Source organism: Amorphus sp. MBR-141, assembly GCF_053628695.1.
Map to the genome: position 1 here is coordinate 419,864 of NZ_JBRJGW010000001.1, position 23,334 is coordinate 443,197.

Annotated in this window: 23 protein-coding genes; 20 read left to right on the forward strand and 3 right to left on the reverse strand. The window is 68.2% G+C overall.

The window, feature by feature from the left end; genetic code table 11:
* Nucleotides 1-54: 54 nt before the first annotated feature.
* The 5 genes from ACSSVZ_RS01935 to ACSSVZ_RS01955 are packed head-to-tail and all read left to right on the forward strand — an operon-like array spanning nucleotide 55 to nucleotide 4,714.
* Nucleotides 55-1,329: a 3-isopropylmalate dehydratase large subunit gene (locus ACSSVZ_RS01935; protein ID WP_453967913.1), complete on the forward strand. Its 1,275-nt coding sequence runs from the start codon at nucleotides 55-57 to the stop codon at nucleotides 1,327-1,329.
* A complete protein-coding gene (locus ACSSVZ_RS01940) occupies nucleotides 1,326-1,844 on the forward strand; it encodes a LeuD/DmdB family oxidoreductase small subunit (RefSeq protein ID WP_453967914.1) in 519 nt (172 codons plus the stop codon). Before ACSSVZ_RS01935 ends, ACSSVZ_RS01940 begins: the two co-directional genes overlap by 4 nt.
* On the forward strand, nucleotides 1,841-2,305 hold the full coding sequence (locus ACSSVZ_RS01945) for a tripartite tricarboxylate transporter TctB family protein (protein ID WP_453967915.1): 465 nt from the start codon (nucleotides 1,841-1,843) through the stop codon (nucleotides 2,303-2,305). Before ACSSVZ_RS01940 ends, ACSSVZ_RS01945 begins: the two co-directional genes overlap by 4 nt.
* A gap of 4 nt (nucleotides 2,306-2,309) precedes the next feature.
* Nucleotides 2,310-3,827 (forward strand): tripartite tricarboxylate transporter permease, encoded by a 1,518-nt coding sequence (locus ACSSVZ_RS01950; protein WP_453967916.1) that lies wholly within the window; start codon nucleotides 2,310-2,312, stop codon nucleotides 3,825-3,827.
* On the forward strand, nucleotides 3,824-4,714 hold the full coding sequence (locus ACSSVZ_RS01955; RefSeq protein ID WP_453967917.1) for a 2-hydroxyacid dehydrogenase: 891 nt from the start codon (nucleotides 3,824-3,826) through the stop codon (nucleotides 4,712-4,714). Before ACSSVZ_RS01950 ends, ACSSVZ_RS01955 begins: the two co-directional genes overlap by 4 nt.
* 23 nt (nucleotides 4,715-4,737) lie before the next feature.
* Here ACSSVZ_RS01955 and ACSSVZ_RS01960 read toward each other — a convergent pair whose 3' ends face one another.
* Complete coding sequence (locus tag ACSSVZ_RS01960) at nucleotides 4,738-5,910, reverse strand: acyl-CoA dehydrogenase family protein (RefSeq protein WP_453967918.1); 1,173 nt, start codon at nucleotides 5,908-5,910, stop codon at nucleotides 4,738-4,740.
* An 18-nt stretch (nucleotides 5,911-5,928) separates the two neighbouring features.
* A complete protein-coding gene (locus tag ACSSVZ_RS01965; protein ID WP_453967919.1) occupies nucleotides 5,929-6,981 on the reverse strand; it encodes an acyl-CoA dehydrogenase family protein in 1,053 nt (350 codons plus the stop codon).
* 160 nt (nucleotides 6,982-7,141) lie between these two features.
* Between ACSSVZ_RS01965 and ACSSVZ_RS01970 the strand changes: the two genes are divergently transcribed.
* The 3 genes from ACSSVZ_RS01970 (at nucleotide 7,142) to ACSSVZ_RS01980 (ending at nucleotide 10,511) form a co-directional block, all read left to right on the forward strand.
* The gene (locus ACSSVZ_RS01970) at nucleotides 7,142-7,903 is read left to right on the forward strand and encodes an enoyl-CoA hydratase-related protein (protein WP_453967920.1); all 762 of its coding nucleotides are present in this window, start codon (nucleotides 7,142-7,144) and stop codon (nucleotides 7,901-7,903) included.
* Nucleotides 7,904-7,948: 45 nt separating this feature from the next.
* Entirely contained in the window at nucleotides 7,949-9,700 is a 1,752-nt protein-coding gene (locus ACSSVZ_RS01975; protein WP_453967921.1) for an ABC transporter permease, read from the forward strand.
* A 64-nt stretch (nucleotides 9,701-9,764) separates the two neighbouring features.
* Complete coding sequence (locus ACSSVZ_RS01980; RefSeq protein ID WP_453967922.1) at nucleotides 9,765-10,511, forward strand: GntR family transcriptional regulator; 747 nt, start codon at nucleotides 9,765-9,767, stop codon at nucleotides 10,509-10,511.
* 95 nt (nucleotides 10,512-10,606) lie between these two features.
* Here the strand turns inward: ACSSVZ_RS01980 and ACSSVZ_RS01985 are convergent, their stop codons facing one another.
* Nucleotides 10,607-11,464, reverse strand: a complete 858-nt coding sequence (locus ACSSVZ_RS01985; protein ID WP_453967923.1) for an alpha/beta fold hydrolase — start codon at nucleotides 11,462-11,464, stop codon at nucleotides 10,607-10,609.
* Nucleotides 11,465-11,660: 196 nt separating this feature from the next.
* Between ACSSVZ_RS01985 and ACSSVZ_RS01990 the strand changes: the two genes are divergently transcribed.
* The 12 genes from ACSSVZ_RS01990 (at nucleotide 11,661) to ACSSVZ_RS02045 (ending at nucleotide 23,323) form a co-directional block, all read left to right on the forward strand.
* On the forward strand, nucleotides 11,661-12,341 hold the full coding sequence (locus ACSSVZ_RS01990; protein WP_453967924.1) for a glutathione S-transferase family protein: 681 nt from the start codon (nucleotides 11,661-11,663) through the stop codon (nucleotides 12,339-12,341).
* Nucleotides 12,341-13,546 carry a CaiB/BaiF CoA transferase family protein gene (locus tag ACSSVZ_RS01995; protein ID WP_453967926.1) on the forward strand — a complete coding sequence of 402 codons (1,206 nt, stop codon included), beginning with the start codon at nucleotides 12,341-12,343 and terminating at the stop codon, nucleotides 13,544-13,546. Before ACSSVZ_RS01990 ends, ACSSVZ_RS01995 begins: the two co-directional genes overlap by 1 nt.
* A gap of 45 nt (nucleotides 13,547-13,591) precedes the next feature.
* Nucleotides 13,592-14,209, forward strand: a complete 618-nt coding sequence (locus tag ACSSVZ_RS02000; protein ID WP_453967927.1) for a carboxymuconolactone decarboxylase family protein — start codon at nucleotides 13,592-13,594, stop codon at nucleotides 14,207-14,209.
* 76 nt (nucleotides 14,210-14,285) lie between these two features.
* Nucleotides 14,286-14,885, forward strand: coding sequence for a flavin reductase family protein (locus tag ACSSVZ_RS02005; protein WP_453967928.1), 600 nt, complete (start codon nucleotides 14,286-14,288; stop codon nucleotides 14,883-14,885).
* 42 nt (nucleotides 14,886-14,927) lie between these two features.
* Nucleotides 14,928-15,797 carry a fumarate hydratase gene (locus ACSSVZ_RS02010; RefSeq protein ID WP_453967929.1) on the forward strand — a complete coding sequence of 290 codons (870 nt, stop codon included), beginning with the start codon at nucleotides 14,928-14,930 and terminating at the stop codon, nucleotides 15,795-15,797.
* Between the two features lie 12 nt (nucleotides 15,798-15,809).
* Nucleotides 15,810-16,445, forward strand: a complete 636-nt coding sequence (locus ACSSVZ_RS02015) for a fumarate hydratase C-terminal domain-containing protein (protein WP_453967930.1) — start codon at nucleotides 15,810-15,812, stop codon at nucleotides 16,443-16,445.
* 134 nt (nucleotides 16,446-16,579) lie between these two features.
* Complete coding sequence (locus ACSSVZ_RS02020; RefSeq protein ID WP_453967931.1) at nucleotides 16,580-17,617, forward strand: extracellular solute-binding protein; 1,038 nt, start codon at nucleotides 16,580-16,582, stop codon at nucleotides 17,615-17,617.
* A gap of 64 nt (nucleotides 17,618-17,681) precedes the next feature.
* A complete protein-coding gene (locus ACSSVZ_RS02025) occupies nucleotides 17,682-18,809 on the forward strand; it encodes an ABC transporter ATP-binding protein (RefSeq protein WP_453967932.1) in 1,128 nt (375 codons plus the stop codon).
* 25 nt (nucleotides 18,810-18,834) lie between these two features.
* Complete coding sequence (locus ACSSVZ_RS02030) at nucleotides 18,835-20,091, forward strand: CaiB/BaiF CoA transferase family protein (protein WP_453967934.1); 1,257 nt, start codon at nucleotides 18,835-18,837, stop codon at nucleotides 20,089-20,091.
* A gap of 222 nt (nucleotides 20,092-20,313) precedes the next feature.
* The gene (locus tag ACSSVZ_RS02035) at nucleotides 20,314-21,057 is read left to right on the forward strand and encodes an SDR family NAD(P)-dependent oxidoreductase (RefSeq protein WP_453967935.1); all 744 of its coding nucleotides are present in this window, start codon (nucleotides 20,314-20,316) and stop codon (nucleotides 21,055-21,057) included.
* A gap of 69 nt (nucleotides 21,058-21,126) precedes the next feature.
* Nucleotides 21,127-22,230 carry an NAD(P)/FAD-dependent oxidoreductase gene (locus ACSSVZ_RS02040; protein ID WP_453967936.1) on the forward strand — a complete coding sequence of 368 codons (1,104 nt, stop codon included), beginning with the start codon at nucleotides 21,127-21,129 and terminating at the stop codon, nucleotides 22,228-22,230.
* A 157-nt stretch (nucleotides 22,231-22,387) separates the two neighbouring features.
* Entirely contained in the window at nucleotides 22,388-23,323 is a 936-nt protein-coding gene (locus ACSSVZ_RS02045) for a TAXI family TRAP transporter solute-binding subunit (RefSeq protein ID WP_453967937.1), read from the forward strand.
* Nucleotides 23,324-23,334 lie beyond the last annotated feature (11 nt).

Consider the following 23,334-nt stretch of genomic DNA (forward strand, 5'->3'; position numbering starts at 1 on the left):
GCGCGGCGCTCACCTGTGGCGCCGCGCCACCCTCCCTTTGCAGGACAGTCCGCCATGAAGCAGACGATCGCGCAGAAGATCGTCGCGCGCGCCGCCGGCCGCGACAGCGTCGAGCCGGGCGAGTACGTCGACGTCACCCCCGACTGCACCGTCTGCCAGGAGATCGCCTGGCCCGCCCGCAAGGCGGTGATCGACAGGTCCGGCGCCACCAGCCTGGCCCGACCCGACAAGGTCGTGATGGTGGTGGACCACACCACGTCGGCCGGGATGGGAACGGCCTACTACAAGACGCACCGCGAAATGCGCGACTTCGCCGAGGCGCACGGCGCGCACTTCTTCGGGCCGGGCAGCGGGCTGCGCCATCAGGTGCTCATCGAGAACGGGTTCGCGCGGCCCGGCACGCTCGTGTTCTCCGACGAGCCGAACATCGCCTCGATCGGCGTGGTGGGCGCCCTCAACATCCCGATGTCTTCGGAGGTGGTGGTCACCCAGATCTTCGAGACGAACTGGATGATGGTGCCGCGTTCGGTGCGGTTCACGCTGACCGGGCGGCTCCGCGACGGGGTGCTCGCCCGCGATCTCGCCCAGACGATCATCCGCGACTTCGCCGAAACCGACACGCTGACCCAGTCGTGCATCGAATACACGGGCGACGGCGCCACCAGCCTCTCCCTCGACGAGCGCCAGTCGATCCTCGCCTGCTCGTACCATGCGGGCGCCGACACGGCGCTGATGCCCGTCGATGCGCTCGCCCTGGAGTACGCCCGGGGCCGGGCCAACGGACAGCCGTTCGAGGTCTTCGAGAGCGACGCGGGCGCCGAATACGCCTTCGAGGCGCATTACGATCTCAGCGCGCTGTCGCCGATGGTCACCCTACCGCCGGAGCTGCACAACGCCGTGCCGGTGGAGGACGCCGCCGGCGTGAAGGTCGACCAGGCGGCGATCGGCTCCTGCGCCAGCGGCCGTCTCGACGACCTGCGGGCCGCGGCGTCGCTGCTGCGCGGCCACAAGATCGCATCCCACGTGACCTTCTACATCACCCCCGGCAGCCGGGAGATCTATGCGGCGGCGGCGCGCGAAGGGCTGCTGGAGATCTTCGCGGAAGCGGGGGCAACGGTGCTGGCGCCCGGCTGCACCACCTGCTGGGGCTACGAGGGCTTCCTCAACCCCGGCGAGGTCCAGATCTCGACGCACCAGATGAACTATCGCGGTCGCAACGGCAGCCGGGAGTCGTCCTCCTACCTCTCCAGCGCCTACGTGGTGACCGCCTCGGCGCTCGCCGGGCGCATTGCCGATCCACGGCCGATGCTGGCGGAGATGGCGGCATGAGCCGGATCGAGGGACGCGTCTGGACGTTCGGCGACAACATCAGCGCCGACGACGGGATCATCCAGTATTCGCAGGTCCCGGACCTCGGCACGTTCGACATCCCGGCGCTGAAGGCCATGTGCTTCACGACGCTGATGCCGGACTTCCCCGCCCTCGTGCGCCCCGGCGACGTGATCGTCGCGGGCCGCAACTTCGGCCATCACAGCCATCCGCACGCCTGCGTGGCCATGCGCGAATCCGGCATCGCCGCCGTGCTGGTGGAAAGCACCGACTCCGCCCTTATCCGCAAGGCGCTGAACGTCGGCCTGCCGCTGATCACCTGCCCGGGCGTGAGCGGCCTTGCTGCGACCGGCGACCGAGTGGAGGCCGACCTGACCGCGGGCACGGTCAGGAACGTCGGCACCGGCGAGACGCTTGCCTTCCGGCCCTGGGCGCCGCGCATGCTCGATGTCTGGCGTGCCGGCGGACTGGGTCCCGCGCTGAAGGCACGGCTGCACACGGAGGCTTCGGCGTGAAGGTCGGTGACGTCGATGCGAGCGTCCGGACCAATGTGCTGGAGACGGTCTTCGTCGTCGCCATGTTCGCGCTCGGGGCCTACATGGCGCTGGAAGGCCTGCAGTACGGGGTCGGGGCCATCAACCGCATGGGCCCCGGCTTCTTCCCGGCGGCGCTCGGCGTTCTCCTGATGGCGTTCGCGGTCCTGCTGGCGCCGGAGGCGCTGCGCGCCGGCACCCGCCCGATTTCCTTTCCCATGCGGCCGCTCGTCATGATCGGCCTCGGCCTCGTCGCCTTCGCGGGCCTCGTCGTGCCGGTGGGGCTGGTTCCGGCAACCCTCGTTCTCGTGTTCGTCAGCGCTTTCGCCGAGGTCGGCATGCGGCCGCGCCGGGCACTGCTGACGGCGCTCGGCGCCGCGATCATCGGCTATCTCGTCTTCATCGTCGGCCTCCGGCTGACCATCGACCCGTTCTGGTGGTGACCCCGTGGATTTCTTCTCCAACGTCGTTCTCGGTTTCGAACGGGCGGTGTCGCTGGACGCGCTGTTCTTCTGCTTCGTCGGGGTGACCATCGGCACCTTCGTCGGCGTGCTGCCGGGCGTTGGCGCCATCGCGGCGGTGGCGCTGTGCCTGCCGATGACCTTCTACCTCGACCCGACGGTGGCGCTGATCATGCTCGCCGGCATCTTCTACGGCGCCCAGTACGGCAGCTCGACGGCGTCGATCCTGCTCAACGTGCCGGGCACGGTGACCGCTGCGGTCACCTGCCTCGACGGCTACCCGATGACCAAGCAGGGCCGGGCGGGCGTCGCGCTGTTCGTCACCACCATCACCTCGTTCGTCGGCGGCTCGCTGGCGATCATCGGGATGATGCTGTTCACCCCGGTGATCGCGCAGTTCGCGCTGCGCTTTTCCTCCGCCGAGTACTTCATGATCATGCTGCTGGGGCTGATCGTGGCGTCGACGATCTCGCGCGGCTCGCCGCTCAAGGGGCTGGCGATGGTGGTGGTCGGGCTCGGCCTCGGCATGATCGGCACCGACATCAACACCGGCACCTACCGCTTCACCTTCGGCAGCCTGGAGTTGGCCGACGGGCTGAGCCTGGTCGCCGTCGCCATGGGGCTGTTCGGCGTGGCCGAGATCCTCGGCAGCGTGAACGGCCGCCCCGCCCAGCATTTCGACCCGAAGAGTGTCAGCCTGCGCTCCATGATCCCGACGCGCCAGGACATGAAGGCCATCGTCATGCCGACCCTGCGCGGCACCTCGATCGGCGCGGTCATCGGCGCGTTGCCGGGTTCCGGCGCGACGATCGCGACGTTCATGTCCTATGCGGTGGAGAAGCGCGTCGCCAAGGATCCCTCGCGCTTCGGCAAGGGCGCCATCGAGGGCATCGCCGCGCCGGAGGCCGCCAACAACGCCGCCGTGCAGGCCGCCTTCATCCCGACGCTCAGCCTCGGCATTCCCGGCGACGCGCTGATGGCCTTCCTGCTCGGCGCCATGATGATCCACGGCATCGTGCCGGGCCCGCGCTTCATCATCGAGCAGCCGGAGATGTTCTGGGGGCTGATCGCCAGCTTCTGGATCGGCAACATCATGCTGCTGGTCCTCAACATCCCGCTGATCGGCGTCTGGGTGCGCCTGCTGGCGATCCCCTACAACGTGCTCTATCCGCTGATGCTGTTCTTCGTCTGCATCGGCGTCTACTCGATCAGCTACAAGATCCTCGACGTCTACACGGTCATCGTCTTCGGCTTCGTCGGCTACGTGATGCAGCGCCTGTCCTATCCGGCGGCGCCGCTGCTGCTCGGCTTCATCCTGGGGCCGATGATGGAGCAGCATTTCAAGCGCGCGCTGCTGATGTCGCGCGGCAGCTTCTCGATCTTCTGGGAGCGGCCGATCAGCGCCGTGCTGCTGGCGATCACGGTGGCCGTGCTGATCCTTTCGATCCGCGTGATCGTCCGCGAAATGCGGGCGGCTCCCGCCATTCAGGACGACGCGACATGAGCAAGCCATCGGTCCTCGTCGTCGCGCCGATCCCGCCGGAGCTGGAGCGGCGCCTCTCGGAAAGCTTCACGCTTGATCGCGCCGACGGCACGGCAGACCGGAACCACCGGGTCGCGGTGACCACCAGCGTCGCCGGCGCCGATGCCGCGCTGATGGCCTCGCTGCCCAACCTGCAGCTGATCGCCTGCAACGGCGCCGGGCTGGAGCAGATCGACGTGGAGGAGGCGGCGCGCCGCGGGATCCAGGTGTGCAACACCCCCGACGCGGTGACCGAAGACACCGCCGACTTCGCGCTCGGCCTCATGTACGCGACCTCGCGCCGGATCGCCGAGGGCGACCGGTTCGTGCGGGCCGGCCGCTGGGGCAAGGAGCGGATGTCGCCGTCGAGGCGGCTCTACTCGCGCCGGCTCGGCATCGTCGGGCTCGGCCGCATCGGCTCGGCGATCGCCCGGCGGGCGGCGGCGATCGGCATGGACGTCTCCTACACCGCCACGGGCCCGAAGGATGTGCCCTACGCCTTCGCACCGACGGTGAAGGCGCTCGCCTCCCGGGTGGACGTGCTGGTGCTGAGCTGCAGCGGCGGGCCGTCCACCTACCGGATCGTCAACCGCGAGGTGCTCGCGGCACTGGGTCCCGACGGCATCCTGATCAACGTCTCGCGCGGCAGCGTCGTCGACGAGGCGGCGCTGCTGGACGCGCTCGCCGCCGGCACCATCGCGTCGGCCGGCCTCGACGTCTTCGAGACCGAGCCGGCGATCGATGCCCGCTTGCTGGAGCTGGCGAACGTGGTGCTGCAGCCGCACTACGCGGCGGTGACCCGGGAAACCCGCGAGGACATCGCCACCACGCTCCACGACGCGATCGTGCGCGTCTTCGAGCGGCGGTGACCACCGCCGCGTGGCAAGGCGGCTCAGCCCGGCAGGCCGAGCACCGCCTTGGCGACGACGTTGCGCATGATCTCGCTGGATCCGCCGAAGATCGTCGTCGGCCGCGCCATGATGTAGGTGCCGGCCGCATGCAGCCGCGGATCGCCGTCCAGCGGGTCGATGTCGCCGGACGTCTCGGCGGCGATCTCCAGCATCTCCTCGGAGATCCGCTGGTAGAGCTCGCTCTGGAAGATCTTCATCACCGACACGTCTGCGCCGATCTCCTCGCCGCGCCGGAGCTTGTCGACGTAGGTCTCGAACAGCGCGGTGAGGTCGCGCAGGTCGAGCGCGAGCCGCGTGTAGCGGTCACGGAAGGCGGCATCCTCCCAGACCCCCATGCGCTCGGCCAGCAGCCGCAGGCGGGTGAGGGCATTGCCGGAGAGGCGGGGCGCGCCGATGAACACGCGCTCGTGGCCGAGCAGCGCCTTGGCGAGCGTCCAGCCGCCGTTCACCTCGCCGACCAGATGGTCCTTCGGGACGCGCACGTCGTCGAAGAAGACCTCGCTGAACTCGTCGTGGCGGTCGAGGTTCTCGATGGGGCGAACGGACACGCCCTTCGCGTCCATCGGCACCAGCAGGAACGAGATGCCGGCCTGCTTCTTCACCGTCCTGTCGGTGCGGGCGAGGATGAAGATCCAGTTGGCGTCGCCGCCCAGCGTGGTCCAGGTCTTCTGGCCGTTGATCACCCAGTCGTCGCCGTCGAGCACCGCCTCGGTGCGCACCGCGGCCAGGTCGGAGCCGGCGTTGGGCTCGCTGTAGCCCTGCGCCCAGATGTGCTCGCCGGAGAGGATCTTCGGCAGGAAGAAGGCCTTCTGCGCGTCGCTGCCGTAGCGGATGAGCAGCGGACCCAGCATGGCGATGCCGAGATCGTTGACCCGCGCGCAGCCGAAACGCTCGAACTCCTCGATCATGATCAGCTGCTTCGTCGCCGACAGCCCGAGCCCGCCGTAGGCGCGCGGCCAGGCGGGGCACAGCCAGCCCTTCTTCGACAGGGCGAGGTACCAGGGCTTGCTCTCGACGAAGTGCAGGCGGCGCTGGGAATAGCGCGGGATGTCGGGGTAGCTCTCCTCCGCGAACGCCCGCACCCGGGCGCGGAAGGCCTCGTCGGAGAGCAGGTTCAGGTCCTCGTGCTCGGCCGGTTCGATGAAGGCGTCCATGGTGCGTCCCTCCCGTCCTCAGCTGGTCGCGGGCAGGGTGGTCGCCGCGAAGCGGGTCCGGTGCAGCGCGGCGGAGCCGAAGAGGTTGCCGGCCGTCATCGCCTTGCGAACGTAGAGGCTGACGTCGCTCTCGTCGGTGTAGCCGATGGCGCCGTGCATCTGGACGGCCTCCTTGGCGGCGAGGAAGGCCGTATCCGTGGTGCGGGCCTTGGCGGCCGAGACGGCGGCCGCCCGTGCGTCGGCGTCGGCGCCGCCGTCGATGGCGGCGGCCGCCGCCGCGACGGAGGCGCGGGCGAGCTCGATCTGGATCTTCAGGTCGACGGCGCGGTGCTGCAGCGCCTGGAAGCTGCCGATCGGCTTGTCGAACTGCTTGCGGATCTTCAGGTAGTCGACGGTCATCGCGAACACCCGCTCGGCCAGGCCGAAGAGATAGGCGGCGCTGGCGAGACAGGCCTCGTCGAGCGCGGCATCGACGTCCGGGTGGGCTGCCGACTCCGCAGGCACGCCGTCGAGATGCAGGGTGCCGATGGTCCCGCCGTCCTGGCTCCGGCGCGTCTCGACCCGGACGCCGTCGGCCCGGGCATCGACGAGGCAGACGCCCTGCGCCGTGGCCACCGCAAAGAGGTCGGCGCCGGCGGCGCCCACCACGAAGCGCTTGCAGCCCGACAGCCGGCCATCGGTCAGGGTGACGCCGGCCTGCCAGGCGAGGCTCGCGGGCGCGTCCTGCCATGCCGCGAGCAGCAGCCGCTCCCCGGACGCGACGTCGTCGGGCAGGGCCCCTCCGAGGAGCCGCCAGCCGAGCGCTGCCGGGATCAGCGGTTCCGGCACCAGGCCGGCGCCGAGGGTTTCGGCCAGCGCGCAGTAATCCGCCATTCCAAGTCCGAGCCCGCCCGCATCGTCCGGCAGGCGCAGGGCGAGCCACCCCATCTCGACCATGGTCGCGTAGACCGGCCTTTCGAACCCCGGGCCGTCGAAACGGGCGCGCCGGATTCGCGTCAGCGAGCCGTCGTCGGGCACGACCGCGCCGGCGCTTTCGCGGATCATCCGGATGGTGTCGGAGAGAGTGTCCAAGGGGTCGCTCGACTTGATAAAATCAAAAGGCTAGACTAATGGTGAAAGGCCGCTTGTCAATCGGCGCTGGGCTGGTCTGAAGGGGCGGCCCGTCGTTCACAGGGACACGCCCGCGCGCCAGCGCTCAAGCAAGACACGGGAACAGGGGGAAGCGCAGCCCATGGCTCTGACCGTCGAGAAAAGCGATCGGATCGCCCGCCTCACCCTGGACCGCCCGCCGGTCAACGCCATCACGCTCGATATCTACGCCGAGATCGGCGACGTCTTCGAGAGCGCGGCCGAGTGGGACGACGTGAACTGCATCGTGTTCACCGGCGCCGGCAGCCGGGCCTTCTGCGCCGGTCTCGACCTGCATGAATTCCTCGCCGCGACCGTCGACGAGGACCCGAAACGGGCTGCCGTCATCCGGCGCACCTTCACCGCCGTGCGCACCGCAGCCATGCCGGTGATCGCTGCCGTCAACGGGCCCGCACTCGGCGCCGGCTGCGTGCTCGCCTCGCTCTGCGACATTCGCATCGCCGCCGAAAACGCCACCTTCGGGCTGCCGGAAATCAACGTCGGCCGGTGCGGGGGTGCGGCCCATCTCGGCCGGCTCATTCCCCAGGGCGCGCTCCGGCGCATGTTCTTCACCGGCAAGCCGATCGATGCGGCCGAGGCCTACCGGATCGGCCTCGTCGACGAGGTCGTTCCTCTGGACGGCTTGATGGCGGCCGCGGACCGCATGGCGGGCGTGATTGCTGCCAAGGCGCCGCTCGGCCTGCGTCTCGGCAAGCAGGCGATCAACGAGGTCGAGTACATGGCTGTCGACGACGGCTACGCGCGCGAGCAGCAGTACAGCACCCGGCTGATGGCCACCGAGGATGCCCGCGAGGCCACGCGCGCCGTGGTCGAGAAGCGTCCGCCGGTCTTCCAGGGGCGCTGACGCGGATTGGGCGGCCGATGTGGCCGATAGCGGGCGGGACCGGGCATGAGCGCCGATACAAGCCTTTCCTGGACTGAGCCCCCGAAGAAGCGGTCGGTCTTCTCCGGCCTTCGGCGGGATGCGCGGACGCCGCTGGCGCTCGCCGTGCTCGCCATCCTGCTGGTGCTGGTGCTGCCGCCGATCGTCATGCTGGCACGCAGCTCGATCGCCGAGCTGGGGCCGGGCGGCGTGGTGACCGGCTGGACGCTCGACCATTTCCAGAAGCTGCTGGCGGACCGTCACCTCGCGGCCTCGTTCCTCAACTCCGTCGTGTTCGCGGCCGGCAGCGCCGTCGTATCGTTCCTGGTCGGCGGCGTCATCGCCTGGGTGGTGGAGCGGACCAACGCGCCGTGCAAGATGCTCGCCTACGTGACGGCGATCGTCTCCATGGGGACCCCGTACATTCTCTACGTGGTGGCGTGGCTGTTCCTGCTCGGCAACGTCGGGCCGTTCAACACGCTCTACCGGCAGCTCACCGGCGCGGCGGAGCCGCTGATCAACGCCAACTCGATGGTCGGCATGGTGCTGATCGAGGGGTTCCTCTGGTCGCCGCTGGTCTTCCTGATGCTCTCGTCGACGTTCCGCGCGGCCAACGCCGACATGGAGGAGGCGGCCCGGATGAGCGGGGCGAGCGTCTTCCAGACGGTGCGGCGGGTGTCGCTGCCGCTCGCCATGCCGGCGGTGCTGGCGCTCGGGATGTTCGTCTTCATCCGCGCCATCGAGGCCTTCGAGGTGCCGCTGCTGGTCGGCATGCCGGGCGGGATCGACGTGCTCACCACCGACGTCTACGAGAGCACCCAGCAGATGCCGCCGGACCTCGGTCACTCGTCGTCGTTTGCGATGATCCTGCTGGTGCTGGTGGCGATCCTGTTCACCTTCTACGGACGGCTTGCCCGCAACGCCGACCGCTACCAGAGCATCACCGGCAAGGCGTATCGCCCGCGGCTGTTCGATCTCGGCGCCTACAAGTATCTGGCCGGCGCGCTCATCGTGGCGGAGTTCGTGATCGTGCTGCTGCTGCCGATCCTGGCGCTGGTCTGGCTGTCGCTGCTCCCCTACATGAGCGGCATCGCGCTGCGCATGGTGCCGTTCCTCAACCTCGACAACTACCGGCTTGTCCTGAGCGAATCCTACTATCTCGACCTGGCCCTCAACACGGTGCTCGTCTCCGGCGGGGCTGCGACCGGCGTGGTGCTGCTGAGCGCGCTGTCGGGATGGATCGCGGCGCGGCGCGGCCCGTTCTCCTGGGCGATCGACCAGCTGTCGACGATCCCGCTGATCTTTCCCGGCATCGTCATGAGCGTCGCGATGATGCAGATCTATCTGCGTCTGCCGATCCCGATCTACGGATCGCTGTGGGCCATCATGATCGCCTATCTGATCCGCTACATGCCGTACGGCATGCGCTACTCCTATTCCGGCGTGCTGCAGATCCACCGCGAGCTCGAGGAGGCGGCGACCGTCTCCGGCGCGCCGCTGTCGGCGGTGCTGCGCCGGGTGATCGCCCCGCTGCTGTCGCCGGCGCTTCTGTCGGCCTGGATCTTCATCTTCCTCATCTGCTCCAAGGAGCTGTCGGTCGCGGTGCTGTTGGCCGGGCCGCGCTCGCAGGTGATCGCGGTCGCCATGCTCGACCTCTGGGTCAACGGGCAGGGCGGGGAACTCGCCGCATTCGGACTGGTCTGGACCCTGGTCATGATGACGGTGGCCTTCGGCTTCTTCCTGCTTGCCCGCAACCGCGGGGCCGAGGCTTTCGGATGAGCGGGCGAGTACCTATCATGTCGGCGAACGATCACGACCGGAGAACGGAAAGCGACAGCCCCTGATGGATGCCCAGGACAAGAAATCGGCCGTCGACTTCAGCCGGAGTGCGATCTCCCGCTACATTCAGCTGGCGACCCTGTTCCGCCGCCGGATCGAATCCGGGCAATGGCCGCTGGGCAGCCAGATTCCGACCGTCGAGGAGCTGGCGGCGGAGTGCGGTGTCGCCCGGGCGACCATCCGCCAGGCGCTCGACATTCTGCAGGACGAGCGGCTGATCGAGCGTTTCCGCGCCAAGGGGACGTTCGTGCGGGCGCGGCCCCAGGAGGAACTCTGGTGCGCCGTCGGCACCGACTGGTCGGGCCTGCTGCGGCCGAGCCAGGGTGCGACGATCGAGGTGCTGTTCGATCGCCCGGACATCGTCCTCAACAACGTCGCCTACCAGCTGGGCGAGCTCGCACCCAGCTATCGGCAGCTGCATCGCCGCCACTGGCGCCACGACAGCCCGTTCCTGCTCACCGACGTCTACATCGACGAGCGCCTGCGCGACCGGATCACCCAGGAAGACATCGAGACCAAGACCGCGCTGCGGCTCATCCACGACGTGATGGGAACCGGCATTGCCGATGCACAGCAGACGCTGACCATCGGCACCGCCGACGTGGAGACCGCGCACACCCTGAGGATGCCGCTCAACGCGCCGGTCGCCTTCGTGCACCGCCGGGCGGTGGATGCCAACGGCACGCTGGTGTTCGTCGCCGAGGGCATCTACCGCGGCGACGTCGTCCGCTTCGACATCAAGCTCAAGTAATCCGGACAAACTCGAGTGAGGGGGGACGGCAGGCCCCGCAGGGGGCCTGCGCCAGGGTCGCTCCGGAGCCCGTCCGGCCCCGCGCCGGTCTCCGCTCAGTTCGCGAGCGTTGCCGCCCAGTCGGCAATCGCGTCGGCGACCTCTGCCGGCTTCTCCGCCGGCAGCGCGTGGCTCGCCCCGTCGATGACCACCACGGTCACCCGGTCGCCGAACTCGTCCTGCAGCTCGGTCCTCGAGGCCGCCGGGCGGAACGGATCCTGCCCCGCCTGGAGGTCGAGGATCGGCTTGCCGCCGGCATCCCACCAGTCGCTCTGCTCCGTCAGCTTGCGGGCGGCCCGCTGGCTTCGGGTCACGTCCGCGTGCCAGCCGTCCAGCCACGGCCGCGGATCGCTCCCCGGGGCGAAGAACGCCGTCTTCAGCCCCTGCAGCCGCTGCTCCTCGGTCGAGGAGGGGTCGTTGATCATGGTGATGGCGTCGGAGAGTTCCTTCGGCCATTTCCGGGCCCCGGCGGCGACCAGGACCACGCCCCGCACCTTCTCGGGGTGGTCGGCCGCGATGGTCCGGGCGATCCAGTTGCCGTAGGCATGGCCGGCGACGATGGCCGGGCCACCGCCCTCGTTGTCGATGACGGCGGCGAAGTCGTCGCCGAAGTCGTGGAAGCTGACGTCGTCCATCGGTCCGGCGCTTGCGCCGATGCCGCGCGGCTCCGGCCGCAGCACGCGGAAGCCGCGGCCGGCGAGGTCTGACGCGAGCGCTCCGAACTCCTCGGTGCCGCGTCCCGTCGAGGCGATGAACAGCACGAGAGGCCCTTCGCCCTCGGCATGGTAGCTGATGGTGGCGTCGCCGTTGGTCGCCGTCTTGAGCGCGACATCGTCGGCGAGTGCGCACGGAGCGCTGACGCTAAAGGTGCAAATAGCGCAAAATAGCGCAGTTACGGCCCGTTGAATCGTCATGTTGCGTCCTCCCTGTTCACTGCGCACTGCGATGGATAGTATGGATTATTGGCCTTTTGCGGCATTGCCGGTGCGCAGGCAGCGGCTCACACGACAGAGCCGCCTCATTAGGCAATAGAACTAGGTTATAGACATTTAGGGGTGTGGCGGCTAGTGTTTCGGTCGCCATCCAGCCGCCCGGAGATGTCTGCGGATCATGAGACTCCACTGGTCGCCCCGCTCGCCCTTCGTCCGTAAGGTCATGATCGTCCTGCACGAAACCGGCCTGGCGGACCGCGTCGAGTGCGTGCGCAACGTGGTCGCCTTCTCGGCCCCGCCGAACGAGGAGGTCCTCAAGGACAACCCGCTCGGCAAGATCCCGACGCTGGTCCTGGACGACGGATCGGCGCTCTTCGATTCCCGGGTGATCTGCGAATATCTCGACACGCTCCACGACGGCGCCAGGCTGTTTCCGCCGTCCGGCCCGGAGCGTTTCCGGCAGCTCCGCTGGCTGTCGCTCGGCGACGGGCTGACCGACGTCCTGCTGCTGTCGCGCACCGAACGCACCCGGCCGGACGGGCCGTGGGAGGTGCATCTCTCCGCCTTCGAGCGCAAGATCCGCGCGTGTTTTGCCCAGCTGGAAACGGAGGCGGACGCGCTCGCGACCGTCCCGCTCGGCATCGGCCAGATCGCGGTGGCCTGCGCGCTCGGCCAGATGGACTTCCGCTACCGGGGCAGCGGCTGGGAGGCCGCGCATCCGAAGCTTGCCGCCTGGCACACGACGATGCTGGCGCGTCCGTCGGTGGCCGAGACCGCCGTCCGCGACGACCCGAACCCGGTGCCGGGTTTCGGCGCCGACGATCATTCGGACTCGCCGTTCGCATTCGGGGGCGCGTGATGGCTGGACCGCTTTCCCACGTCCGCGTGCTCGACCTCTCCCGCATCATGGCGGGCCCGTGGTCGGGGCAGATCCTGGCCGACCTCGGCGCCGACGTCATCAAGGTGGAGCGCACCGGCGCGGGTGACGACACGCGCGGCTGGGGCCCCCCCTATCTGAAGGCTGCGGACGGCTCCGATACCGCGGAGTCCGGCTACTATCTCTCGGTCAACCGCGGCAAGCGCTCGATCGAACTCGACCTCTCGTCGCCGGAAGGCCAGGCGGTGGTCCGCGACATCGCGGCGCGCTCGGACATCGTGCTGGAGAACTTCAAGGCCGGCACGCTCGCCCGCTACGGACTGGCCCACGAGGATCTGAAAGCCGTCAATCCGGGCATCATCTACTGCTCGATCACCGGCTTCGGCGCCACCGGGCCGCGCCGCGATCAGGCCGCCTACGACTTCATGATCCAGGCCATGGGCGGGCTGATGAGCGTCACCGGCGAGCGCGACGACGCGCCGGGCGGCGGGCCGCAGAAGGTGGGCGTGCCGATCGTCGACATCATGACCGGCATGTATGCGACGATCGCCGTGCTGGCGGCGCTGGCGCGCCGGAACGAGACCGGCGAAGGCGAGCAGATCGACATCGCCATGCTCGACGTCTCCGTCGGCTTCCTGGCCAACCAGGCGATGAACTACCTGGTGTCCGGCGCGACGCCGACGCGCAAGGGCAACAAGCACCCGAACATCCAGCCCCAGGACGTCTTCCCGGTAAAGGACGGACACCTCGTGCTCGCCGTCGGCAACGACGATCAGTTCCGTCGGTTCTGCGAGGCAATCGGTCGGACCGACTGGGCTGACGATCCGCGCTTCGCCACGAACAAGGAGCGTGTGCGCAACCTCGACACGCTGCACCCGCTGATCGGCGAACGGCTCGCGGACGAAGACCTCGACCACTGGATCGACGCGTTCGGCAGCCGTGGCGTGCCCTGCGGGCCGATCAACACGATTCCCCGGGTTCTCGACGATCCGCAGGTGAAGCACCGCGAGATGCTCCGCATGCTGCCGCATCCGCTCGCCGGCGAGGTGCCACAGGTCGTGAGCCCGATGAAATTTGCGACGGCGACGCTCGCCTTCGATCGGGCACCGCCGCTTCTCGGTGAACACACCGCGGCGATCCTTGCCGAACTCTACGGACCCGACGCCGCCGGATCCTCCGATGCGTAGAGGCGATGCCGGACCCGAGACGATGAACGGATGGAGACCTGACCGGTGAGCACGGCGCGTATCCCGTTTCCCACACCCGAAAGCATGTCGGACGCCCAGCGCGCGGTCTTCGACGCGGTCGTCAGCGGCCCGCGCGGCACCGTCGTCGGTCCGTTGCGCGCGGCCCTGCACAGCCCGGAGCTCGCCGACCGTTGGTCGAAACTCGGCGAATTCATCCGCTACAAGACGATGCTGCCGGCCAAGCTCAACGAACTCGCGATCCTGGTGACGGCCCGCCGCTGGAACAGCGAGCTGGAGTGGGTCGTTCACTCCGAAGCGGCTCGGAGCGCCGGCCTCGAGGAAGCGCTGATCCAGGATCTCCTGCACGGGCGCACGCCGCGCATCACGGACGGCGACACGGCGGCAATCTACGAGTTCGCCCGCCAGATCCAGCTCAACGGCCAGGTCGACGACGCCGCATACGAGGCGGTCCGATCGCGCTGGCAGGAACGCGGCGTGGTCGAACTGACCGCGGTGATCGGCTACTACACGATGGTGTCGATGACGCTCAACGCCCATCGGATCCCGCTGCCCGACGGCATGGAGCCGGACCTTTATGCCGACGGGCAGGCCATCGAGACGCTCACGACGATCCCCGCCGCGGAGGCGGAGGGCGTCCAGTAGCGGATACGTGCCGGTCGGCGCTCGCGCGGGCCATACCGACAGCCGGAAACGTCCAGGCGGACGGGAGACGAAGCTTTTGCACTACGATCCAAGGACCGGCGAGCACGGTCTAGCCCACAACCCGTTTACCTCGCTCGTCGTACCGCGGCCGATCGGCTGGATCTCCACCGTCAGCCGCAAGGGCGTGGTGAACATCGCGCCCTACAGCTTCTTCAACGCGGTATCGGGCAAGCCGCCGATGATCATGTTCTCCAGCGACTCCCGCAAGCATTCGCAGACCAATGCCGAGGAAACCGGAGAATTCGTCTACAATCTGGCCACCTACGATCTGCGCGCCGAGGTGAATCAGACGTCCGCGGTGGTGCCGGAGGATGTCAGCGAGGCCGATCTCGCCGGCCTCGAGCTTGCCGAGTCCGTGGCCGTCAGGCCGCCGCGGGTGAAGCGGTCGCCGGTGGCGCTCGAGTGCAAGTACGTCCAGACGATCCGTCTCAAGGGGGTCGATGGCGAGGAGTTTCCAGGCTCGATGGTGCTCGGCCAGGTGGTGAGCATCTACATCGATGACGCCGTGCTCAAGGACGGCATGGTCGACATCACCCGTATCCGTCCGCTCGCCCGCATGGGCTATCTCGACTACGCCTATGTCGACGACGTGTTCGCGATGCGGCGTCCCGGCTGAACTAGACCGTGGGGGCTGGCAGGTGTTTGGGAGGCACTGGCCATGACCATTGATCACGAGCAGATCAGCCGGCTGAGCCGGGATCTCTATTCGTGGGCGCTGCGCAAGGTTCCGGACGACACCAAAGCCGCGCTGGAGCGGGCGCGGGCCGCGGAGACCGAGGACACGCCGCGGCAGACGCTCGGCCTGATGCTGGCGAGCGCCCGCAAGGCGGAGTCGGGCGACACGTTCGTCTGCTCCGATTCCGGCGTGCCGGTCTATTTCGTGCGGATCGGCACCAAGGCCGACTGGGACGTCGACATCAAGGCGGCGATCCGCGAAGGGTTCGACATCCTCGTCGACACCATCGATCCGCCGCTCCTCAAGCACGTCACCAATCCGCTGACGCTGGAGCGCGGCTACGCCGGCAAGGACATGCCGATCGTCACCTTCGACCTGATCGGCGGGGCGGACTACATCGAGATCGTCTGCTCGCCGAAGGCGCTCGGCTCCGGGCGCTGGGCGGCAATGGAGCTGTTCACGCTGCCGACGCTGGAGACGATCGAGGAGTACATCCTCGACGTGGCGATCAAGGCCGGATCCCAGCACTGCCCGCCGGTGGTGATGGGCGTGGGCATCGGCGGCACCTTCGACTACTGCGCCAAGATGGCCAAGGAGGCGACGCTCCGCTCCATCGGGTCGGTGAACCCGGACCCGGCGCTCGCCGCCATGGAGGAGCGTCTGCGCGATGCCGTCAACGCGCTCGGCTTCGGACCGATGGGGACGGGCGGCGACACGACGGTGCTGGCGGTGCACGCCAACTACGCCGCCGGCCACGGCTTCACGCCGGTCGCGGTCTGCTTCAACTGCTGGATCAACCGGCGCAGCCGGGCCCGCATCTACAGCGACGGCACCGTCGAGAGGCTCGAATAGGGGAGGCGGGCGATGGCGTCGCCGAAGGCCTACCGACTGCCGCTGAGTGCCGAAGACGCGCTGTCGCTCAAGCTCGGCGACATGATCACGCTGGATGGGCAGATCGTGGTGACCGCCGGCCTGCCCACCCACCACCGGATCCTGGAGACGATCCGCGCGGGACGCGAGCCGCCGGCCGACATGCACGAGGCCGCTTTCTTCCATCTCGGAAGCTACAGTCGGGAGACCGCGGACGGGTTCGAGATCCTCTACATGAACCCGACCACCAGCACCCGCTTCAGCCCGATCATGCCGGAGATCATCCGGCACTTCCGCCTGCGCTGCGTCGGCGGCAAGGGCGGCCTGGACGCAGCGTGCGCGCAGGCGCTGAAGGATGTCGGCGGGGTCTACCTGTCGTTCCTGGGCGGCGGCGCGCCGCTGATTTCCCAGGCGGTCGGCCGGGTGGTGTCGGTCGGCTGGGGCGACCTGATCTCGCACTACCGGCTGGTGACGCTGGAGGTCACTGCGCTCGGACCGCTCACCGTCGCGATCGATGCCCACGGAAACAGCCTCTACGACACGCTGGCAGACACCGCCGCATCGCGGAGGGCCGGGATTCTCGAGCAATTGGCGAAGGCGCGAAAGGCGGCGGCGGACACCGGCACCTAGGAGGGGAGTCCGCAGCTCCCCTCGATTGACACGCCGAATAAAAGGATAATAAGCTAGTTTATAAGTTCAAAACCATAGAACAAGCCCGGCACGCGACCGTGAGCGGGTGACGAAACTCGGGGAGGAACATCACCATGCGATTTGCACCCATCGTGCGCGCCGCCGTCGTCGGCGCAGCCCTCGGTCTGGTCTCCACGCAGGCGTTTGCGGTCGACCCTTCGGTCGTCGAGGCGGCGAAGAAGGAGGGCGAGGTCGTCTGGTACTCGGGCATGATCGTGAACCAGATCGTGCGCCCGATTTCCGAGGCGTTCGAGAAGAAATATCCGGGCATCAAGGTCAACGCCGCGCGGCACGTTCCGTCCGAGGTCGTCCTCAAGGTCCAGAGCGAGGCCCAGGCGGGACGGGCGCAGGCCGACGTCTTCGACGGCTCGACGGCGGTCTTTCCGCTGATGGAGGCGGGGCTGGTGGAGCCCTACAAACCCGAGGCCGCAGCTGGCTTTTCCGACGAGAACAAGGACCCGGACGGCTACTGGACGGCGGCCAACCTGTATTTCCTCGTCCCCGCGGTGAACACCACGCTGGTCGACGCGGCCGACTATCCGGATAGCCTGGAGAAGCTTCTCGACCCGCGCTGGAAGGGCAAGATCGCCTGGACGTCGGATCCGACCATGCTGGGCGCGCCCGGCTTCATCTACATGGTGCTGCAGACCATGGGTGAGGAGAAGGGCAGGGCCTATCTGGAAAAGCTCGCCGGGCAGAACATCGTCAACGTGCCGGCCAGCCAGCGCGTCGTGCTCGACAAGGTCATCTCGGGCGAGTTCCCGATCGGGCTGATGACGTTCAACCACCACAGCGTCATCAGCCAGAAGAAGGGCGCGCCCGTCGAATGGGTGAAGCTCGAGCCGGTGATCGAGGCGATCAATCCCCTCGGCATCGTCAAGGACGCGCCCCACCCGAACGCCGCCAAGCTGCTCGTCGAGTTCATCCTCTCCGAGGAGGGGCAGAAGGTGATGCAGGAGGCCCTCTACATCCCGGCAAATCCGAAGGTGACGGCGGCCGAGCCGACGCTGAAGCCGGAGCAGGGCGGGTTCAAGGCCTTCGTGATCTCCCCGAGCGCCACGGCCCGGGACCTGAAGCCCATGGTCGCGATCTACGACGAACTGTTCAAGTAGCACCTCTTCCCGGCCCGCGCCGATGACGGCGCGGGCTTCGTTTCCCGACCGGCGGGACCGCCCGATGTCAGACTCCACCGCACTGCGCATCGACGCCCTCACGAAGGTGTTCGCGGAAACCCATGGCGGCCCAGCCGGCGGCATCCGCGATGCGACGTTCGATCTGCCGGACGGGACGTTCTTCACCCTTCTCGGGCCCAGCGGCTGCGGAAAGACGACGACGCTGCGCTGCATCGCGGGGCTGGAATTTCCCGACTCCGGCTCGATCCGGGTGGGCGAACGCACCTTCTACGATTCCGCTGCCGGTACCTGGCTGCCGATGAACCGCCGCGCCATCGGCATGGTTTTTCAGTCGTACGCGATCTGGCCGCATATGACGGTCTTCGAGAACGTGGCATTCCCGTTGCGCGTGTCGAAGGACCGGAGGTTTTCCCGCCGCGAGATCGAGGACATGGTGCTGGCCGCGCTCAGGACGGTGAGCCTCGACGGGTTCTCCTCGCGGCCGGCGACCCGGCTCTCCGGCGGCCAGCAGCAGCGCGTGGCGCTGGCTCGCGCCATCGTGCGCCGGCCGCGCCTTCTCCTGCTCGACGAGCCGCTGAGCAATCTCGACGCGTCGCTGCGCGAGGAGATGCGCAACGAGCTGAAGAACCTGCAGCAGCAGATCGGCGTGACCACGATTTACGTGACCCACGATCAGACCGAAGCGCTCGAGATGTCCGATCAGATCGCGATCATCGACAAGGGGCGGGTGGTGCAGATGGGCGACCCGCGGGAAATCTACTTCCGCCCGAAGAACGCCTTCGTGGCCGGCTTCGTCGGGTCCACCAACCTGCTCGAGGGAACGCTGGTGGCAGCGGAGGCCGGGGGAGCGGCGGTCGCCGTGCGCATCCAGAGCGGCGAGACGATCCACTGCGCACCGGACACAGCGCTTCGATCCGGAGGCCCGATCGCCGTGTCGGTGCGGCCGGAGATCATCGTGCTCAAGCCGGCCGCCGCACCCATGCCGGACGGCTACAATCGCATCACCGGCGCGGTGGCCGTCTCCGGCTTCCTCGGAAGCCTCAACCGCTACACCATCCAGGCCGGCGACGCGAAGCTGCAGGCGAGCACCAGCCCCGACGTCCAATTCCCCATCGGGGCGGCGGTGGCGCTGGACTTTCCCATCGAGGGCACGCTCGCGATTCCCGCCTGATTGCCCGACCCCCAAGGAGCGCCTCATGCAGGGCTGTCTTTCGCATGTCCGCGTCCTCGACCTGAGCCGCGTGTTCGCCGGCCCCTGGGCGACCCAGATCCTCGCCGACTTCGGCGCCGAGGTGATCAAGGTCGAGCACCCCGCCACCGGCGACGACATCCGGCAGATGGGGCTGCATCGCACCGATGCCGCCGGCAACGATACCGGCGAGACGTCTTCCTTCCTGGCGATGAACCGCGGCAAGCGGTCGGTGGCGATCGACTTCAAGTCGCCGGCCGGCCAGGACCTGATCCGCCGCCTCGCCACCGAGGCCGACGTGTTCGTGGAGAACTTCAAGACCGGAACCCTCGAGCGCTACGGCCTCGGCTACGCGGACCTGAAGGCGGTCAACCCCGACCTCGTCTACTGCTCCATCACCGGCTTCGGGCAGACCGGACCGCGCAAGGAGCTGCCGGGCTACGATCCGCTCTTCCAGGCGATGAGCGGCCTGATGAGCATCACCGGCGTTGCCGACGGCGAGCCGGGCGCCGGCCCGAACCTCGTCGGCTTCAGCGTCTCCGACATCATCGCGGGATTTTACGCGACGATTGCCATCCTGGGCGCGCTGGCCCACCGCGACCACGGCGGCGAGGGGCAGCATATCGACCTCGCGCTGTTCGATGCTCAGGTCGCGGCCCTCTCTCACGTCGGGATGAACTACCTCGTATCGGGTAAGATGCCGATCCGCGCCGGTGCCGCTTCCCAGGTTACCTGCCCCTGGCAGGCGTTTGGCTGCGCCGACATGGACCTGATGATCGCGGTGGGCAACGACCGCCAGTTCGCCAAGCTGTGCGACGCGCTGGGGCTCGACGGGATCGCGGAGGACCCGCGCTTCCGCACCAACCGCGACCGGATGGCCCACAAGTCCGAACTCATTCCCATGCTGGCCGAGCGGTTCGCGTCGAGAACCGCGGCGGAGTGGGAAGCGCTTCTCACCCAAGCCGGCATTCCCAACGCGCCGATCAACAACTTCGAGCAGGCGCTCGCCGATCCGCAGCTCCGACATCGGGAGATGCTGGTCGAAATGGACCATCCGCGCACCGGGTCGGTGACGCTGTTCGCGAACCCGATCAAGTTCTCCGAAACGCCGGTTTCCTATCGGCGGATTCCGCCGCACCTGGGCGCCGACACGGCAGAGGTGCTGGAGACGGTGCTCGGGATGACGCGCGCGGAGATCGACGGCCTCGCCCGGGACAACGTCCTGAAGGTCGCGCAGCGGGACGCGGCGTCGGGCCCCGGCTGAGCGGCCCGGAGCGTCCGCCGCGATCGCCACGGCACGCCTTTGGCGGGGGGCCATCGAGCATGTCGGAAGCCGATGCATCTCGACATCCCGGCCCGGAAGGACGCTAGATCACGTCGGCTGCGGGTCGAATCGACCTGGAGCCATGAAATGTGATCAGGTCCGAAGCTCGAGAGCGCGACGCCTCCCCGTTGCGCCGCCCGGACAAGGGACAGCGAGGTCGACATGGCCGATATCGACTCCCCACCCACCCTGCTGCTGACGGGAGCGAGCCGCGGGATCGGGCATGCCACGGTGCAGTATTTCTCCATGCGCGGCTGGCGGGTCATCACCTGCTCGCGCCACCCCTTCCCGGAGGGCTGCCCATGGCCCGGCGGTCGCGAGAACCACATCCAGCTCGACCTCGCCGATCCGAAGAGCACGATCGCGGCGGTGGCGCAGATCCGCGAACAACTGGCCGACGGAAAGCTGCAGGCGCTCGTCAACAATGCGGGAATCTCGCCGAAGGGGCCGTCGGGTGAGCGCCTGAACACGTTCAGCACCGATCTCGCCGACTGGGGACGGGTGTTCCACGTCAACTTCTTCGCGACCGTGGTGCTGGCCCGCGAGCTGAAGGACGAGCTCATCGCCGCGAAGGGCTCGATCGTCAACGTCACGTCGATCGCCGGAAGCCGCGTGCATCCCTTCGCCGGCGCCGCCTACGCGACCTCCAAGGCGGCGCTCGCAGCGCTCACCCGCGAACTTGCCCACGACTTCGGGCCGTACGGCGTGCGCGTGAATGCGATCGCGCCCGGCGAGGTGGAGACCGGCATCCTCAGCCCCGGCACCGACAAGATCGTCGAGACGTTGCCCATGCGGCGGCTCGGGTTGCCGAAGGAGGTCGCGTCGACGATCTACTTCCTCTGCTCGGGCGAAAGCAGCTACGTGACGGGCACCGAAATCGAGATCAACGGCGGCCAGCACGTGTAGAGGCCGTCCGATCGGGCCGGTCTGTAGCGCCGCAGCCGTGAAGAGGCAGGCGAAAGAGGAGACGGACGGTTGCTCGCACTGGTGATCGGCGGTGGGGTGGTCGGGCTCGCGGTGGCCCGAGCCCTTGCCTTGCGCGGACACGAGGTGCTCGTCGCCGAAGCGACGGGGGGTATCGGCAACGGCATCTCCTCGCGCAACAGCGAAGTCGTGCACGGCGGCATGTACTATCCCGAAGGCTCGCTCAAGGCGGTCCACTGCGTGCGCGGCCGCGGCCTTCTCGAGGCCTATTGCGACGACCGCCGGCTCCCGTATGCCCGTCTCGGCAAGCTGATCGTCGCCAGCCGGCAGGCCGAGGTCCAGCGGCTCGAGGCATTGCGCGACCTGGGGACGCGCAACGGTGTCACCGGGTTGCGCCTGCTGTCCGGGGCGGAGGCGCGCGCCCTGGAACCCGAGCTTGCCGGCGAAGCGGCGCTCATGTCGCCGGAGACGGGAATTCTCGACACCCACGCGCTGATGCTGTCCTTCCTGGGCGACATCGAGGACACCGGCGGATCGATCGCCTACGGGACGGTGGTCGAGCATCTCGAGCCGGATCCGGCCGGCGGCTGGCGCGTCGGGCTCGCTGCGGACCCCGACGACCCGCTCACGTTCGACGCCGTGGTGAACGCGGCCGGGCTGGGCGCGGTCGCCCTGGCCGGTGCGGCGGCCGGCTATCCGCCGGAGCGGGTGCCGAAACTGCGCTACGCCAAGGGCAGCTATTTCTCGTATCCCGGCCGGCCGGTGTTCTCCCGGCTGATCTATCCGGTGCCCGTCGACGGTGGGCTCGGCATCCACCTGACCCTCGATCTGGCCGGGCGGATGCGGTTCGGGCCCGACGTCGAATGGGTGGAGCGACCCGCATACGACGTGGATCCGACGCGCGCCGCCAGCTTCTGCGCCTCGATCCGTCAGTATTGGCCGGGACTGCCGGACGACGCGCTGGTCCCGGACTATGCGGGCATCCGGCCGAAGCTCGCGGGACCGGGGGAGGGCTTCAGCGACTTTTTGATCGATGGACCGGCCGAGCACGGCATGCGCGGCCTCGTCCATCTGTTCGGCATCGAGAGCCCCGGCATCACCGCGTCGATGTCACTCGCCGAGGACGTCTCGGACCGGCTCGAAGCCGGTACCTGACCGCTGGAGCCTCGAGGCGAGGTGGGCAAGAGACCGGGTGCCGTCGTGCCGCTGTCGAATCTGATCGACGAAAATTAGTCTTGGCAATTTTTATCGATGGAATGTTGACAGCTGCCGGCCAAGGTTTGACACTCCCCGAAAATCGGGGAGGAAAAACATGCATAAGCTTCTGTCGTCTGCCTTAGTCGCCGTAGCCCTCGTGGCGGGTGCGCTGGCCCAGCCCGTTCAAGCCCAGGAAGAACTGCGTGTCGGCACCGCCAGCCTGGGCGGCGCCTTCTATCCGGTTGGACAGGGGATCGCGAACCTCGTCACGGAACATGTCGATGGCGTGTCCATGGTACCGGTCGTCACCCAGGGCGCGGTGGAGAACCCGCGTCTGGTGGCCAACGGCGAAACCGACATCGGCATCACCAACGCCAACCTGCTGTATCTCGCCACCAAGGGGGAGGCGCCCTACCGAGAGGCGCTCGAGATCGCGCCTCTCGGCGCCCTGCATCCCAGCATCCTGCACATCGTGACCCTCGACGGATCGCCGATCGAGACGTTTGCCGACCTGAAGGGCAAGCGGCTTGCCGTCGGACCGGCCGGAGGCGGCACGCTCAGCTTCCTCACCCGGCTGCTGGAAGTCTACGGAATGTCGCCCGGCGACATCACGCCGAGCTTCCTGTCCTATGCGGACGGGTTCAGCCAGCTCTCCGACGGCAATGTCGATGCGGCGCTCGCCCTCTCCGGCTATCCGACCTCGGCCGTCATGCAGACCCAGGCGACGAACAAGCTGAAGTTCGTCAAGATCGCCGACGACAAGCTCGCTGAGATGCTCGAAAAATACCCGTACTACTCGAAGGTCGATCTGCCGAAGGAGGTCTACGGCCTCGACGAAGATGCCGTGGTGCTCGGGGTGAACAACGTGCTCATCGCCCCGCTGTCGATGGACGACGACCGGGCCTACGCCATCACCAAGGCGGTCTACGGCCATCTCGACGCGTTCGGCGAGGAGAACGCCAACGCCAAGCAGATCAAGGCTGCGGACTCCCTGGAACTGGCCGTGCCTCTGCATCCCGGTGCGCAGCGCTTCTTCGACGAGAGCAAGTAGTCACCTCCGGC